The following is a 16,867-nucleotide window of genomic DNA, read 5'->3' on the forward strand; positions in this document are numbered from 1 at the left end:
CATAAGAAAGAAAGGAGACTGTTTACTATTAAATCATTATTTTACAAACATTATTTGTAAATGCAATAGGATCTTCAATTGGTAATCCTTCCATTAATAGCGCTTGATTGTACAATAAATCAGTATAAAGAGATAATTTTTCTTTATCCTTAGTATAAGCCGCCTTTAACGATTCGAATACTTGATGATTTTTATTTATTTGCAAGACCTTATCTGCTTTCACTTGCTGGTTATTTGGCATAGCATTTAACGTTTTTTCCATTTCAATCGTAATTTCTCCTTCAGTAGAAAGAAAAACCGGATGTGATTTTAAACGATTAGATATTTTTACTTTTTTCACTTTCCCTGAAAGAGCGTTTTCCATATACGCTAATAACTCTTTATTCTCTTCAGTTGATGTGCTGTCCTCTGCATTATCCTCTTGATCGATGCCAAGGTCACTGCTGGATACTGACTTAAATTCTTTGTCTTTATAATTCATTAGCATTTTGATTGCAAATTCATCAATATCGTCTGTGAAGAAAAGAATTTCATAACCTTTATCTGCAACTAGCTCTGTTTGTGGAAGCTTCTCTATTCTTTCAATGGAATCACCAGCAGCATAATAAATATATTTTTGATCTTCCGGCATATTCGAAATATATTCATCTAAAGTCACTTGCTTTTTCTCTTTGGAAGAGTAAAACAGCAATAAATCTTGCAGATTCTCTTTATTTGCCCCAAAATCACTGTAAACTCCATATTTTAGTTGTCTTCCAAATGATTGATAGAAGGTTTCATACTTCTCTCTTTCATTTTTTAATAAGCTTAACAACTGACTTTTTATCTTTTTAGTGATATTTTTTTCAATTCTTTTTAATTGACGATCATGCTGAAGAATTTCTCTGGATATATTAAGAGAAAGATCTTCAGAGTCTACCATCCCTTTTACAAAGCTAAAGTAATCTGGTAGTAAATCTCCACATTTCTCCATAATGAGTACACCGTTAGAATACAATTCCAAGCCTTTTTCATATTCTTTGGAATAATAGTCATAAGGCGTTTTTTCCGGGATATACAGAATCGCATTGTAGCGAATAGAACCATCAACACTTACATGAATATGTGTCAGCGGCTGATCAAAACCGTATCTTTTTTCTGTATAAAATTGTGTATAGTCTTCTTCCGTTAATTCATTTTTGTTTTTACGCCAAATTGGCACCATGCTGTTTATAATTTGTTCTTCTGTAAACTCTTCTAGATCATTTTCTGTTCCTTCTTTAACCCGATTGCTAGTAACATCCATTTTAATTGGATAGCGGATAAAGTCAGAGTATTTTTTTATAATTGCTTGCAGACGGTATTCTTCTAAAAATTCTTCATATTGATCTTCTTCGGTGTTGTCTTTTATTTTCAGAATAATATCGGTGCCGACTGTTTCTTTTTCCGTTGTTTCGATTGTATAGCCATCCGCACCATGTGATTCCCATTTATAAGCGGTTTCACTGCCGAAAGCTTTTGTAATAACGGTAACAACATCTGCTACCATAAAAGCAGCATAAAAACCAACACCAAATTGACCAATAATATCATGACCATCTTTGCTTTCATTTTCTGATTTAAAAGCAAAAGAGCCGCTTTTTGCAATAATACCAAGGTTATTTTCTAACTCTTCTTTTGTCATTCCTATTCCCGTATCAGAAATAGTAAGAGTTTGATCGTCTTTATTAACCGTTAATTTAATATAATAATCTTCCTTATTAAACTGCAATGTATCATCTGTTAAGGTTTTATAATAAATTTTATCAATCGCATCACTTGCATTGGAAATTAATTCACGTAAAAAAACCTCCCGTTGCGAATAAATTGAATTAATCATCATTTCTAATAATCTTTTGGACTCTGCTTTAAATTCTTTGGTTTGTACCATCGAAATATTCCCCTCCATTTTCCAAATAATAGATTGTTTTCTAGTTTATATTAGCACTTCTTGATGAAGAGTGCTAAACAATATTTTAATACCATATTTTTATCGTTTTTGTCAATAGATTGTATCGTTTGAAGGGAATTTCTCCATAAAAAAAAACTCATCAAAATTTTTTTGTGAGTTTTTTTAAATAACAATCGACATTCCAGGGGCATCTTCTTCTCGTTCCTGAAAACCTAATTTTTTATAAAATTGTTGTTTTCCTTTTGCGGAAAAAAGTTGAATGGATTGAATTCCATTTTGTTGGCATTTATGTAAGAGTCCTTCGATAATCTGTTTTCCCAACCCATTTCCCTGACAAGAAGGATCGACCATCACATCACAAATTAACGCTTGATACACTCCGTCAGAGATCATTCTGCCAAATGCAATTAATGTTTCTCCGTCATAAATAGATAAACAATACCAGCTATTAGTAGCGGCTATATACAATTGCTCTTGTGTATAATTTCCTTTTTTACTTTTTAATAATCCGCTCGCTTCATGTAGATGAGCAAACTGGCTATATATTGGTAATTGATCGGTTATATGGTAATTCATAAGTTATTCCCCTTCGTAAAGTATCTGTTAATAATATTTATACAACATTTTTAATAAATATGCAATTATGTTTTTCGTATTTTTCAAAAAAATAATAAAAAAGCAAGCGGAATGATTTAAATTCTGCCTGCAGAGTATAAATATATATAAACACTTGATGAAACGGTTAGATAGAATTACCGCTTATGCATCCTGAACAGATGAATAAAAATGATATTGATTTTTTCCTTTTTCTTTTGCCATATACATTGCTTTATCTGCGTGAGCAATTAATCCATCTTGTTCTTCGCTGTCATCTGGATATAAGCTAATTCCGATGCTTAGCGTAATAGAAGCGGTTGTTTGCTCAATGAAATAAGGTTTAGATACTTTATCAATAATACGTTTCGTAATCTTGTTCATTTCGTCACGATTCGTTTCTTCAATAACGATAATAAATTCATCTCCACCAATTCGTGCAATATAATCTTCTTCTCTTATTGTTGCATGAAACCTGTCTGCTGCTTCCATCAACAGTACATCTCCGGCGCTATGCCCTAACGTATCATTCACTAATTTAAAATCGTCTAAATCAATAAACATGATTGCCAATTGATGATTATGTCGTTTGGATCTAGCGATTGCTTTCGTTAAATGTCTGTCTAGTGCTTTACGATTCGACAAATCCGTTAAATGATCGGTAAATGCTAATGTTCTCAGTTCTTCTTCTAATTTTTTTCTTTCTGAGATATCGATAATTTGGGTATATATATTTGTAATCTCACCAGTTGCATCGGAGATTGACTTTCCTATACACAGAACCCATTTGATTTTTTCGATCGGGTGTTTTACACGGCATTCTACCCTTTTGCTCTCCCCGTTCTTTAAGGTATCGACAAAGTCATTCATAATGGGTACGTCGTCTTCATAAATGAATTGTTTCCATAGTGGAGGCTTTAGTGTATCAGATGGATAGCCTAATATTTGTTCAAAACCTTTGGAAAAAAAATATTCTTTATTCTGTTTTGTATAAGTAAAGAATCCTCCTTCAATAGAATTAATAAATGATTTATGGGAGATAGTTTGTTCTTCCAGTTGTATTAGTAAGCGATTTTTTTTCTTCAACTTAGCATTTGCTTCTTTCCATGCTCTGCTCAATTGATTCCATTTTGTTATGAAAAAAAGATGAAAAAAAACAAAAATTATGATAAAAATAAGGTAACTTTCCTTCGAAAAAAAACCAAACGCTAAAATAAAATACAAATAAATACAACAGATGGCTATCAAGAAAAAACTAGGTATTCGACGCATATATAATCCTCTTTCAGTAAAATAATTTCTGTTTTTTAGGATAGGTTAAACAATTGTTTATTGCAATATATCGTAGTATATATCATTAGCGTTTAAACTTCTACTTCCCCTAACTTAAGAAGAAGTAATTCTATTTAAATTATAATGAGAATAAAACGGATTTATTCCTATAATAATGTAATGATGCTTAAAAAAGAGGCTGAGACATAACGAAATAGATAATAGGTAAAGACGAACATGCTCTAATTTAGCACGTAAATGGTTCCTTCCCTATCCTGGTTATTTATGTTTTTTTATAGAGTTAACTCAAACTTCGCACCATCAAATTCGTTTGCAAGTCTTGATATCACTCGGCCTAGAACAATAAAATAGGAGGCTTGTTTTTATTATGGGGGTTGCTTTCCACTACGGGTTGCTTCGCTTTCCACGGGGTGGGATCTGAGCCTCCTCGGCGTTGCCTTGCGGGGTCTTTAGCCTTCCCACATTTCCCGCAGGAGTCTTCGCACCCTTCGTTACAAGCAACCTGTTTTAGAATAAGTTCTTGTCTTCGAATTTCATGACTAGGTTTGACTACTAAATACTAGTAGCGTTGATTTTTTATGTTATTATTCAACGTTGTTCTACCAAAATGTGCCGCTTTTAGTCTATTCTATAAGGTGGGTGTTTTTCCAGTTCAATGGCTGCAACTGATGAATCAAAACAGCTTGATTGGAGTGTAAGGTGCGAGACTCCTGTGGGATTAGCGGGTTAGATGAGACTTGCGTCGAGGAGGCTCATCGCACGCCCCACGGAAAGCGAAGTGTATGCAGGCTGCGGGTGATTACCACCAACCTTCTTTTTTTACATAAATAAAAAGCCCAAACCATGATACGAAATATTTTTTACATCTTCGTATTATGGTTTGGGCTTATTTTCGGCTGAAATACTTATGTCCCAGCTTCTTTCTTTTACATATAAAGTGCTAGGTGTCCTCATTCCCATTAAGGAATAAGAACTCCAGTTCCACTCTATCAAATCAAGGATGAAAGAGGTGGAAGATAAAGGAATCAGTGACAGTTAGATCACTTTATCAGTTAAGCAGCTGTTTTGTTTTTTTTATGTGGTTTTGGCTGTTTGTTTAATTGATTATAAAACAGTAAACCGCTCAATAATAAGACGACGCCAAATGTAAATGTTTTGAGGTCTGCTGTTCCAGCTATTATAACCCATATGGAATAAATAGATGCAAGCAGTCCTATAAAACCGTCCACAATTCTTTGTTTTTTTGATTTATACGTTTCACCAGTGACAACTAACTTTATCTGAAAAAAGGATGAAATTAAATATGGTATTAAATAAGATAATGTCGCAATATATATAACAAATCCAAAAGCAGCAGAGATGCTGTTAGATATGGTAGAAAAGATAAAAAGCTGGCCAAATATATTGGTTACTGTTAATGAAAATGTTGGAATTCCCTTTTTATTTTCTTTTAAAAACGCAGGAATAAAAATTCCTTGTTTAGCAGCTTGGAAAGGTACTTCAGAGCTTAACATGATCCAGCCAATGGTCGAACCAAATAAACTAATTAAGCCAACTGCAGCCAGTACTTTTCCTCCTATCGGTCCTACCACCGCAATCATAGCATCGATTAATGGTTTTTGAGAAGCAATCAGTACATCCTGTCTTAAAATCCCCATTACTAATGTGCTAATTCCAATATAGATAGCTAAGGCAATTAATAATCCTAAGATAGTCGCTCTTTTTACGTCGATTTTCCTTTTCGCTCTAGAAGCAAAAACGACAGCAGATTCTACACCGATAAATGCCCATAATGTTGTAACTGCAGCACTATTGATTTGTCCGAAAAGATGAACCGAAGTACCTGAAGCATCTATTTTCGGTTCAATAAATGGCAGGATATTACTAACTTGGAATGCAAATAAAGCGACGATAATAAAAAGTAAAAATCCAATAATCTTTGCAACTGTTGCAATCAAATTCAGCTTCCCAGCATTTTCTATTCCTCGTAATATGATGCAATGTGTTCCCCATAATAAAATGGTGCAAACGGAAAAGGTTAAAGCATTTCCCACTTTTAAGGTAAAGGATCCAATAGTGAATAAAACAGCTTCACTTATTAGTATTGGGAAAAACGTAGAAAGATAGCCTGCAAAGGTCGTAATAATCGCAATATTTCCTGCTAGATTACCAATCCAGTATCCCCAGGTAGACATGAAGCCCGCAAGCAGTGATTTTTTAGAACCAGCTTTAAATAGTTCTTTTGCATATATTTGTGGTCCTCCGTTTAAATTGGGTTTTCTAATGCCAAGATTACCAAAAACAAGTGCAGTTACTAAAACACCCATTCCTGTTAATAACCATGCAGCAATTACTCCGCCAGGACTTGCTACTTCTGATAATGTACGAGGCAACATAAATATACCTGATGCGACCATATTACCTACAACAAGCGAGGTAAGGATTCCTAGTCCAAGTTTTCCTTTAGTATTCATGATGTATTTGTCTCCTTTTCGTTTCCTCTTGCTCAAAATAGGAGAATTTACTTTGAATAGTATATCCTGGATTAACGATCATTTGTTTTCTTCACCCATTTAATAATGAAAAAACGAAATCCCCGTTAAAGCCTGATAGTAAGAACAAATAACTCAATTTGTCTATTTATTTCACTATATCTATTAATCTGTGTATGTGTATTCCATTAAATGGAGATAAGTCTTCTTCTAGACTCCATATAGGCATAAAAAAAACACACCACATAAATGGTGTGTCGTACATAAAACACCATCAGATAGAAAGGATAGTTCATCATAGTAATCCTATGACAGTCCTGTACCTATTCGTGTACAGTCCCAGCTAAATATTATCAGAGAATAATAATGCTTCGGCGGTTGTTCCTTTCAAAAGATATCTGCAAGCTCTCCAACTCTCCATCTTCATACTGATAAAAACCGCAACCTCTACCTCATCTTGAGCTGATAAGGATTTTTTATTATTAAAATTATACGTATTACAATACGAAAAATATCGAAAAAAGTCAACAGGAAAAGTTATTACGGTAAAACATTTGCATTTTTCTAAAAATAATTTATTTTTAGAATAAGACTTGTCCGCATAGAAGGATGAAGAAAACAATCTTGTTTTGCGTAGAAAAAGTGACTGCAAAACCGCAGCCACTTTAGGAAAAGATAAGTAGTATAATATGTTGAAGCCACTTGAGTGACTAGTTTCAGTTTTTGTAAGTCTTTAAATGTTAAAACCACTTTTTTCGTAGAAAGCATTTTTTGTTTTATAATGTGGTGATAATTGGTTTATCTTTTGTGATAATCACCGTATGCTCGTATTGAGCAACAAAGCTTTTCTCTTTTGTTGAAAAAGTCCAGCCATCTTCTTTTTCGTATACTTCTTCTGCTTTTGTTGAGATGAAAGGCTCGAATGCAATAACCATGCCTTCTTTTAATAAATCATTATCCCAAGAGTCAAAATAATTTAAAATATGATCTGGTTTTTCGTGTAAAGATGTTCCAATTCCATGACCTGTCAGGTTTTTAATGACTGTAAATCCATTTTTTTTCGCTGTATTATATACAAATTTTCCAATGCGATTTTTTTTGCCTCCAGGTTTAAAACATTTTAAGCCTTCTTCAAAAGCTTCTTTCGCTACTTCACATAATTTCACTAGGTTCTGATCACCGTTTCCAACGACAAATGATTTGCCTGTATCGGCAAAGTATCCATTTTTGCTTGCTGAAACATCTATGTTAACTAGATCTCCTTCTTGGATAATGCGTTCGCCAGGAATTCCATGTGCTACTTCATCGTTTACAGAGATACATGTAAACCCTGGAAAATCATACATAGACTTTGGTGCTGAAATTGCTCCATGTTCTTCAAACAGTTTTCCAGCAAGTTCGTCTAATTCTTTTGTCGTTATACCTGGTGTTGTTTTGGTACATAATTCTTCTCGAATAATACTAACGATTTTTCCGATTTCTTTTAAGCTGTTTACATCTTGTTCGTTTTTTACAATCATTTTTTTCTCTCCGTTCATTTCTTGTACGATTTTTATTCTTATATATATAATTCCATTGAATATGGCGTTTACCATTATACGCTTTCTTGTCTTTTAATGAAAGTAGAATCCATTAAAAAGCGTGGCTAATCCTTTGTGCAAGTCTCATGTGTTTAACATCTTTTAATAGGCTACCCTGAAAAGAGGCTTTGGCTCTCTCGAGTAGCCCGCAGCCGGAATACACTTCGCTTTCCTGCGGGCGAGCGTCGAGCCTCCTCGCTGCGCTGCGGGGTCTCGTCTTTCTCGCATTCCCGCGGGAGTCTTCGTGTATTCCGGCTGCTCTCTGGAAGTTTTCATTTTCTCGCCATTTTGCGAAAATAGAAATATTGTTTTCTGTAGAGTCCAATACATCTGCCTTCTTATATACAGATTTCAGAGTTCTATCCCTTCAATCATTTGGCTTACGGCCGATTACCTTGCTGTCTAAGCTTAAAAGCAAGGGTTACCCCTTACCCTCCAAGACTCTCTACGAGTGAATGGCTAATTCTCACTCAGTGGGAATTCCACCAACTATATATTGCAACCTAGGCTCGGTCTCTCCTGTCCCGCAATTCCCATAGGAGTCTGCGTGTATTCCGGCTGCTCTCTGCTTATGAATTTAAGAAAACTGTTTTTCTTTTTGTGTTATGGTGGGAATCTATATTAGATGGGTGGTTATTCTGTAAAAGATAATTGTATGTGATTTCTTTTTTTGATATACATTAAAAAAAGCTAATTCTTGCATGTGGAATTCCACTTTTGCAAGATATTAGCTTTTTAGCATGGAGATTATTTGAATTGTCCGTTGTTTTTTGAAGCTTTTTCTTTTTTTGCTTTTTCATGATGGATTTTATTGGTGGCTGCACTTCCGATTTCATGTGCAAATTCTTCATTTAGCACAGCAGAATCAAACCCTTTTTTGTTTTTCTGTTGAGGATCATTCTTTTTTGTCATTTTAAAAACCTCCTTTTATCATCTTTAGTATGATTCGGAGGTATACCTTTTATTCTTATGCTTATTTATTTTCAGGATATTGTTCCTTTAAAAAACGTACAGATTCTGTAATTAAGTTTTTTAATACCTTTATATCAATATCCTTGAGCTTATTTATATAAACACAAGCTTTTCCCGTTGTATGCTTTCCGAAGTCCTTTAGCAATTCCTCCCGTTTCGTTAAATCGCTTGCAAAATATAAACTGATTTTTGCTTTTCGAGGCGAAAATCCTACCAAAGGTGCATCACCTTCATGACCAGAAGCGTATTTATAATGATAAGACCCAAATCCAATAATGCTAGGTCCCCACATTTTTGCTTGTAATCCTGTAGTTTCTGTAAAGATGTCTAATAGTTGATAAGCGTCTTCTTTTTTCTTATCATTGTCGACGTTTTCAATAAATTCTATTACATTATTTTCTGTCTCTTTTGTTTTTAGTTTATACACGAATATTCCCTCCTCTTTTTATCATGAATTGGCAGTTATTTCTTCTATAAATAATAATATAACCTTGAGTCAATGAAAAGGACATACTAAAAAACGACCTTATTAAAAAGGTCGTAGGCTAAAAAAACTGTAAAAATCCAAGTAGATTCTCACCATGGAGCGTGAAAAGAAGCTTTCAATTTTGGTTATTGTATATTGAAAGCAGGGAGCAGCCGGAATACACGAAGACTCCTATGGGATTTGCGAGACAGGAGAGACCCCACAGGAGTTGCTCCGAGGAGGCTCGCCGCCCACCCCATGGAAAGCGAAGTGTATTCCGGCTGCGGACTTATTAAGAGAGCATCTCTTTTCAGGGTAGCCTTTTTATTCTATCGGATCTGCCAGTCCCCAGACAGATACACTTTTTTCATTAACTGGGAATTCGGCAAAACCATCTTCTGCTATTTCAATTTCTTCCTTTCTTGTATTCGTAAAATCAATCCATTTTTCGCCTGCTCGGTCAGTTCCGACAAACATTCGTTTTTTAGCCTCGTGATGATTAGAAATAACCACCGCACAGCCGGATCTTTCTATTTCTATATCCCCGTGGCGCACCCAGCCGATTACATGTTTATCATCAAAATAATCGTCTTGTTTTCCATATGCTTTTTGTTTTCTGGCATATAATAAGGGGTCAATCGCTTGTTTTTTTCCATCTATGCTGTTTTCCCCGCTAATGCCGAAATAATCTCCATAAAAAACAACAGGATATCCATCTTTACGCAATAGAACAAGACTGTAAGCAATTTGTTTAAACCAGTCTTCCACCCATGACTCTAACGATTCTTCCGGTTGTGTATCATGATTATCTACAAACGTGACGCTATTTTGAGGATGCGTTTGCACTAACGTATCGTGAAATATAGTAGATAAATCAAAATCGCTTCCTTGAATAGAAGCGGTATGTAGCTTATAATGCAGTGGCACATCAAATAGGTCTATTTGATAATCCATTTCCTTTAAAAAATCTGCACATTCTTCTATATCTGATTTCCAAAATTCACCAACAAAATAAAAGTTATCTCCATTTGCATCTATCATATTTTCTGCAAATCGTTTAATAAATTTATGGTTAATATGTTTAATAGCATCTAATCGAAAACCATTACATTGGAGGGTTTCACACATCCACTTCCCCCACTTGATCATTTCATCTTGAACTTCCTTATTATTATAATCAATATTTGCAAACATAAGAAAATCATAATTGCCAAATTCATCATCGACATGATTATTCCAGTCCTTATTGTCACCAAGAATTCTAAATACCCCTGTTTTATCTTCTTTAGCATCGTAGTCTGTTCCATTAAAATATTCAAAATTCCAGGTGAATGATGAATGCTTTCCATTTCTTCCGGGAAAATTAAATTTCGTCCATCCCTCAATATCATGGGGCTTTGAAATAGCTTCTTCCCGATTTTCAGGATTTACCTCTACTACTTTAAATGTTTCTTTCTCATCTGCACCTGCTTTATGGTTCATTACAATATCTACATATACAGCGATGCCGACATTATGGCATGCATGTATTGCTTCAACCAACTCTTCTTTTGTACCATATTTCGTTCTTACGCAGCCTTTTTGATCAAATTCACCGAGATCATATAAATCATAAATCCCATAACCATTATCATCTTGAGACACACCTTTTGTAACAGGAGGTATCCATACAGAATCAATGCCTGCTTCTTTTAATTTTCCAGCGTTTTCTTTTAAATTTCTCCAATGGTTTCCATCAGCTGGAAGATGCCATTCAAAATATTGCATCATTGTTTTATTTTTCATGTCCATTCACCTTTCGTTATAAAGAAAATGAGTTATGTCTAATTAGTACCCCCTTTTCGCAAAATTAATGTCAATGTAAAAAAAAATAGTATAAAAAGGGTTTGGCTGCTTGCTAGAATTGATAAGCAAGCAGCCAAACCCTTAAAAAGTGATAAGATAAAATAGTTAAGTTAGGTTGTTTTCGGATGGATTATTGTTTTGGAACTGGCAGCTATTGAAGAAAAGAGGCTTCAACCAAGAAGTCTGCGCTCAATAGCATTTTTTAAAGTAGAAATAAACGCATCCAGCTTTATTTCAGTTGATTCATCATGTCCATATTTTCGAACTTGAACAGATTGGTTTTCTTGTTCTTTATCTCCTACAACGAGAATATAAGGAATTTTTTTCATTTGTGCCTCTCTTATTTTATAGCCAAGTTTTTCTACTCTTAAATCAAGCTCTACCCGTATTTCTGCTGCTTTTAATTGTTGAGTAATTTCTTTCACATACTCTTTATGAACTTCATTTGACACAGGAATCACTTTTACCTGGACGGGAGCAAGCCAATCTGGGAAGGCACCTCCGAAATGTTCAATCAGAATACCAAGAAACCGGTCAAGGGATCCAAATACTGCCCGATGAATAACAACAGGACGCACTTTGTTGTTTTGTTCATCAATATAACTTAAATCAAATTTTTCTGGCATTTGAAAATCTAATTGAACAGTCGCACATTGATGGCTTCTTTTGAGTGCATCTTTAATATGAATATCAATTTTTGGTCCATAAAAAGCTCCGTCTCCTTCATTAATGGAATAAGGATAGTTTAGTTTTTGCAACACATTTTGTAATGCGTCTTCTGCTTTATCCCATAGTGCTGCGCTTCCCATATAATCATCGGGTCTTGTCGATAGTTCAATGTCATACTGAAATCCTAATGTTTGATATACATAATCGATTAGCTTTAATACCAGCGTAATTTCATCCTCTATCTGACTTGGAGTGACAAAGATATGGGCATCGTCTTGACAAAATGTCCGAACACGAAGCATTCCATTTAATGCACCACTGAATTCATGGCGGTGTACTTGGCCGAATTCCGCCATTCGAATAGGCAAATCCCTGTACGAATGAAGCTTATCTTTAAAGATAAGCATATGTCCTGGACAATTCATCGGTTTTAATGCAAATTGCTGATCATCCACTTTAGAAAAGTACATATTTTCTTTATAATGATCCCAATGACCAGACTGTTCCCATAATCGCTGGTTCATCATAATAGGGGTGCGTACTTCTTGATAATCATTTGCATACTGTAATTTTCTTAAAAAGGATTCTAGTTCATTACGAATCACTTGCCCGTTTGGTAAATAAAAGGGCATGCCAGGAGCCTCTTCAGAAAACATAAACAGCTCTAATTGATTTCCTAATTTCCGATGGTTTCTTTTTTTTGCTTCTTCTACAAAATGAAAATACTCCGCTAATTGTTCCTTTGAAAAAAATGCAACACCATAAATGCGCTGTAGCATTTTGTTGTTGCTGTCACCACGCCAGTATGCCCCGGAAACATGTGTTAATTTAAATGCTTTAATAAACCGAGTTGCAGGCAAATGCGGCCCGCGGCATAAATCAACAAATTCGCCTTGACGATAAACGGTTACCTGTTCTTCATGTGGAATGGAATGTAACAATTCTAGTTTAAGCGGATCACCAGCAAAGATTTTTTTTGCTTCCTCACGTGAAATTTCGTCCCTTTTAATCAGTAGATTTTCTGCAATGATTTTATGCATCTCTTTCTCAATCTTAGCAAGATCCGAAACAGTAAGGGTATCTTTTATATCGATATCATAGTAAAAACCGTTCTCAATAACAGGTCCAACACCTAAGTGAACATCTCCATATAGACGTTTGGCCGCTTGAGCTAATACATGTGTAGTTGTATGACGCATAATCTCTAATCCAGCTGTAGACTGGAGATCGTACAGTGCTATCTCGGCATCCTCATTGATAGGACGTGTTAAATCATACCATTGTCCATTAACCATTCCAGCGACTGATTTCTTTTTTAAACTTGGGCTAATAGACTGGGCAATATCTTCAAGCGTTACCCCCTTTACATATTTCTTTTCTTTTCCGTCTGGAAACTTAATGACCATTTCTTGTTGATTCATTCCTCTTACACTCCTTTTTGTACGCTAACTTTGTTCCATTTCCATGTTGATTTTCTGCCGTGGATTCTGCTATTTTCGAGAAGCGTGCGCAGAATTCTCTGCTCCAAACAACAAAATGATAAAATAAAAAAACACACCCATCCCTCCAAAAAAAGGGACGAGTGTGTTTTTACTACCCGTGGTTCCACCCAACTTTCCATAAAAAATGAATGCATGTAACATGCGTTTATTTTTCCGGCTCGTTGTGCTTTATCGCAGCTCATACGGTATTGGATACTATTATTTCCCCAATACTGCTCCAAGGTGGTAAGTTCAACATTCTATGTTAGGAAGCTCTCAGCCTTGACTTCCCTCTCTGGAAACCGTCATGATGAACCCATATCCTTATCATCGCTTTTCAGTAATCGTTATAAACATAAAAAAACACACATACATCCCTAAAGAAGGGACGAGTGTGTGTTTGACTCGTGGTTCCACCCAAATTCCCAGCAAGTTGATAAAAAAAGCTGGCTCATGGTTGCTGTAACGTAGCAGCTACGGTATTAACTACTGTCATTTCATCAATACTGCTCCAAGGTGGTAAGTTCAAATTGCTGCGTTAGGAAGTTTTCAGCATTTCTTCCCTCTCTGTAAACCGTAAAAATAAACTCATATCCTTATCATCGCATTTAAATTTACAAATATTATACAATATTATCTAAATTTTATCAATATGCATTCGTTCATTTTATAGAAAATGTTAAATGGTTATCCTTATCTTTTATTATTATTATGCGTTATTCAAGCTATTTTACTCTTGATTTCCTTGATTAAACTCTTCTTTAATTTGTTGAAGAAGCGCTGGATTTGTTAAAACTTTATAACCTGTTAAAGCTAGTGTTTTTGCGCCTAAAATCATTGCTTCTCTAGCTTGTTCTGACATGGCTGCTTCTCTGAATTCATGGGTATGGCATGCATATGCTTCGTTGCAGATTTTAATATAAGGGTGAATGGAAGGAACTACTTGACTGACATTCCCCATATCTAAGGAACCTGAACCATCTCGCTGATTCATTATTTCTTCTTTTGTCACACCTAAAGAGATCAATTCTTCTGTGAAGGCATTGGATAAGGCGTTATTTGTTATCATATCATCATAAGAAAATTCATAATTAGAACAGGTAACCGTTGCTCCAGTCTGCAAAGCAGCGCCTTCCGCACATTTTTTCACCTTTTCTACCAATTCATTTACATACGCTCTTTTTCCTGCTCGTACATAAAATTGCGCAACCGCATAATCCGGCACCACATTAGCCGCTTTTCCGCCTTCTGCGATAATTCCATGAATCCGTGCATCTGATTTAATATGCTGTCTTAGCGCATTGATGCTGTTAAAGGTTTGGATAACGGCATCTAAAGCATTTATTCCTGCATGAGGACTAGCGGCAGCATGCGCTGATTTTCCGTAAAATTCAAATTGAATCGCATCCATTGCTAGTGATGTGCCGCTTTTTAGATAGTTATCTAATGGATGAACCATCATAGCAACATCTAATTCGGAAAAAATTCCAGCATCAGCCATGGTCACTTTCCCACCCTTTGTTTCTTCAGCTGGTGTTCCGTAGACAATAATTTTCCCACCTGTTTTATGTAATGCCTTGCTCAGTCCAATTCCTGCAGCCACACCCATTGTTCCAATTAAATTATGACCACATGCATGACCAACTTCAGGCAATGCATCGTATTCAGCCATAAATCCAATAACTGGCCCTTCTTTTCCACTGTCAAATGTAGCTGTAAATGCGGTAGGTAAATCACAAGTTCCCACTTCTACATGAAAATCATGTTTTCTTAATGTCTCTGTTAATATAGTACTTGCCTTAAATTCTTCATGCCCTAATTCAGGGTTTTTTCCAATATATATACTGATCTCATAAAAATCATCTTTATATTGTTCGATTGCTTCTAGGATGTTATCTTTCACAAGTTACATCACCTTTCTATTATTCTACTAAAATAGTTTAGCAAAAATGGGAGGAAAAGAATAGTTGTAATTTGATTAAAAATAAAGAAAATAGTATAAATATTCACTAGTTAAGAAGGGAAAGGAACATTCCATATCCCTTTCACAATTAACCATGTATATTTTTCCCATAAAATATTTCATTCATTTCTGTTGTTAACTTTTCTGTGATATGTGTTTGTTCTTCCTTCGATAATTCATCTACTTTATAGCCGAATAAATAATTATTTAGATCGAATTTTTTCAACTTGCATTTTGTATGAAAAATATTCTCCTGATAAATATTAACGTCAATCATATCAAAAAGTTTTTTCATTTCATTTGGAATATAATTTTGAATAGAGTTTATATTGTGGTCAATAAACAATTTATGTCCGCTAATATCTCTTGTGAAGCCCCTTACTCGATAATCCATAATCATAATATCCGTATCAAAAGAGTAAATTAAATAATTTAACGCTTTTAATGGAGAAATTTCACCACATGTAGAAACATCAATATCTGCACGAAATGTGCTGATTCCTTCATCAGGATGATATTCAGGATATGTATGGACGGTAATATGGCTTTTATCAAGATGCATGACGACTGAATCAGGTAGTGGTCCTGGCGATTCTTCAAAAACATCCTTTGGGGCTTCCGCAACCGGTCCTTCTGATACGAGTAAAGTCACACTTGCCCCTTGAGGTTCATAATCTTGTTTGGCGATATTTAGTATATGTGCTCCAATTATATCGGATACATCCATTAATATATTTGTTAAGCGGTCTGCGTTATATTGTTCATCAATATACTGTAAGTAGGCTTCCCGTTCTTTTTTTGTTCTAGTATAGCAAATATCATACATATTAAAACTTAATGACTTGGTTAAATTATTAAAACCATGTAATTCAATCCGTTGTTGAGGTGTTAAATTCATTGCTGTTCCTCCTGTTCTTCCCATTGTGTTTCCTTTAGTAGTTTATCGAACAAGTAAATAGTGTTATCTTACCCGACTAAAAATTTTTTAATCGAAAAGCTGCGTTATAATTTCACGTTGTTTTACGAAAACACCCTTTTGTATTGCCAACAAATAAAAAATATAGTTTTTTTAATGACTCAAACTTCGCAGTTATAAATTCTTCTTTATGTATCTTTATGTATTGACTTAACTTGGTTTAGAGCAATGAGAAAAGAGTGATTGATTAATCTAGCAAACATTATTCCTTATAATAGGGGCAAGATTCTCGTTTCAGGATGTTCGCTTTCCGTGGGGCGTGTGATGAGCCTTCTCGGCGCAAGCGCCTGCTTAGGTCTCATCTAACCCACTAATCCCACAGGAGTCTCTCACCTTCCACTCCAATCAAGTCGTTTTGATTCATTAGTTGCTGTCGTTGAACTGGTAAAAACATCCATCTTATAAAAATAGACTAAAAGTGCATATTTTATTGTTCTAAACCGAGTACTATCAAGACTTGCAAACGAATTTGATGGTGCGAAGTTTGAATAAATGATAATTAAGGAAGCGTCACAAGATCTACGGAAAAAGAGAGTTCTCATGAATACATGGCAAATCAAAAAAAGATTACCTATTATGAATAGAATCCTTTTGTTTTAGGATATT

Annotated in this window: 11 protein-coding genes, 1 riboswitch and 1 other annotated feature; all 11 genes read right to left on the minus strand. The window is 34.9% G+C overall.

What is annotated here, in order from left to right; genetic code table 11:
- Positions 1-28: 28 nt before the first annotated feature.
- Entirely contained in the window at positions 29-1,909 is a 1,881-nt protein-coding gene (htpG, locus tag AC5LWL_RS12795; protein WP_493434657.1) for a molecular chaperone HtpG, read from the minus strand.
- A gap of 183 nt (positions 1,910-2,092) precedes the next feature.
- The gene (locus tag AC5LWL_RS12800; protein ID WP_493434658.1) at positions 2,093-2,506 is read right to left on the minus strand and encodes a GNAT family N-acetyltransferase; all 414 of its coding nucleotides are present in this window, start codon (positions 2,504-2,506) and stop codon (positions 2,093-2,095) included.
- Between the two features lie 183 nt (positions 2,507-2,689).
- Positions 2,690-3,643 carry a diguanylate cyclase domain-containing protein gene (locus AC5LWL_RS12805; RefSeq protein WP_493434659.1) on the minus strand — a complete coding sequence of 318 codons (954 nt, stop codon included), beginning with the start codon at positions 3,641-3,643 and terminating at the stop codon, positions 2,690-2,692.
- Between the two features lie 1,226 nt (positions 3,644-4,869).
- Positions 4,870-6,291, minus strand: a complete 1,422-nt coding sequence (locus AC5LWL_RS12810) for an amino acid permease (RefSeq protein WP_493434660.1) — start codon at positions 6,289-6,291, stop codon at positions 4,870-4,872.
- A gap of 298 nt (positions 6,292-6,589) precedes the next feature.
- Positions 6,590-6,767, minus strand: a riboswitch (Lysine riboswitch).
- A gap of 318 nt (positions 6,768-7,085) precedes the next feature.
- Complete coding sequence (map, locus tag AC5LWL_RS12815; RefSeq protein WP_493434661.1) at positions 7,086-7,829, minus strand: type I methionyl aminopeptidase; 744 nt, start codon at positions 7,827-7,829, stop codon at positions 7,086-7,088.
- Positions 7,830-8,636: 807 nt separating this feature from the next.
- On the minus strand, positions 8,637-8,801 hold the full coding sequence (locus AC5LWL_RS12820; RefSeq protein ID WP_493434662.1) for a hypothetical protein: 165 nt from the start codon (positions 8,799-8,801) through the stop codon (positions 8,637-8,639).
- A 61-nt stretch (positions 8,802-8,862) separates the two neighbouring features.
- On the minus strand, positions 8,863-9,288 hold the full coding sequence (locus AC5LWL_RS12825) for a DUF1801 domain-containing protein (protein WP_493434663.1): 426 nt from the start codon (positions 9,286-9,288) through the stop codon (positions 8,863-8,865).
- 363 nt (positions 9,289-9,651) lie between these two features.
- Positions 9,652-11,112, minus strand: a complete 1,461-nt coding sequence (locus AC5LWL_RS12830; RefSeq protein ID WP_493434664.1) for an alpha-amylase — start codon at positions 11,110-11,112, stop codon at positions 9,652-9,654.
- A gap of 230 nt (positions 11,113-11,342) precedes the next feature.
- The gene (gene thrS / locus AC5LWL_RS12835; protein ID WP_493434665.1) at positions 11,343-13,262 is read right to left on the minus strand and encodes a threonine--tRNA ligase; all 1,920 of its coding nucleotides are present in this window, start codon (positions 13,260-13,262) and stop codon (positions 11,343-11,345) included.
- Positions 13,263-13,703: 441 nt separating this feature from the next.
- Positions 13,704-13,934, minus strand: a binding site (T-box leader).
- 118 nt (positions 13,935-14,052) lie between these two features.
- Complete coding sequence (locus AC5LWL_RS12840; protein WP_493434666.1) at positions 14,053-15,225, minus strand: M20 family metallopeptidase; 1,173 nt, start codon at positions 15,223-15,225, stop codon at positions 14,053-14,055.
- 148 nt (positions 15,226-15,373) lie between these two features.
- Entirely contained in the window at positions 15,374-16,183 is an 810-nt protein-coding gene (gene speD / locus AC5LWL_RS12845; RefSeq protein WP_493434667.1) for an adenosylmethionine decarboxylase, read from the minus strand.
- Between the last annotated feature and the right edge of the window lie 684 nt (positions 16,184-16,867).

The sequence above is a fragment of the Niallia sp. WK069_GA_01 genome (assembly GCF_983173855.1).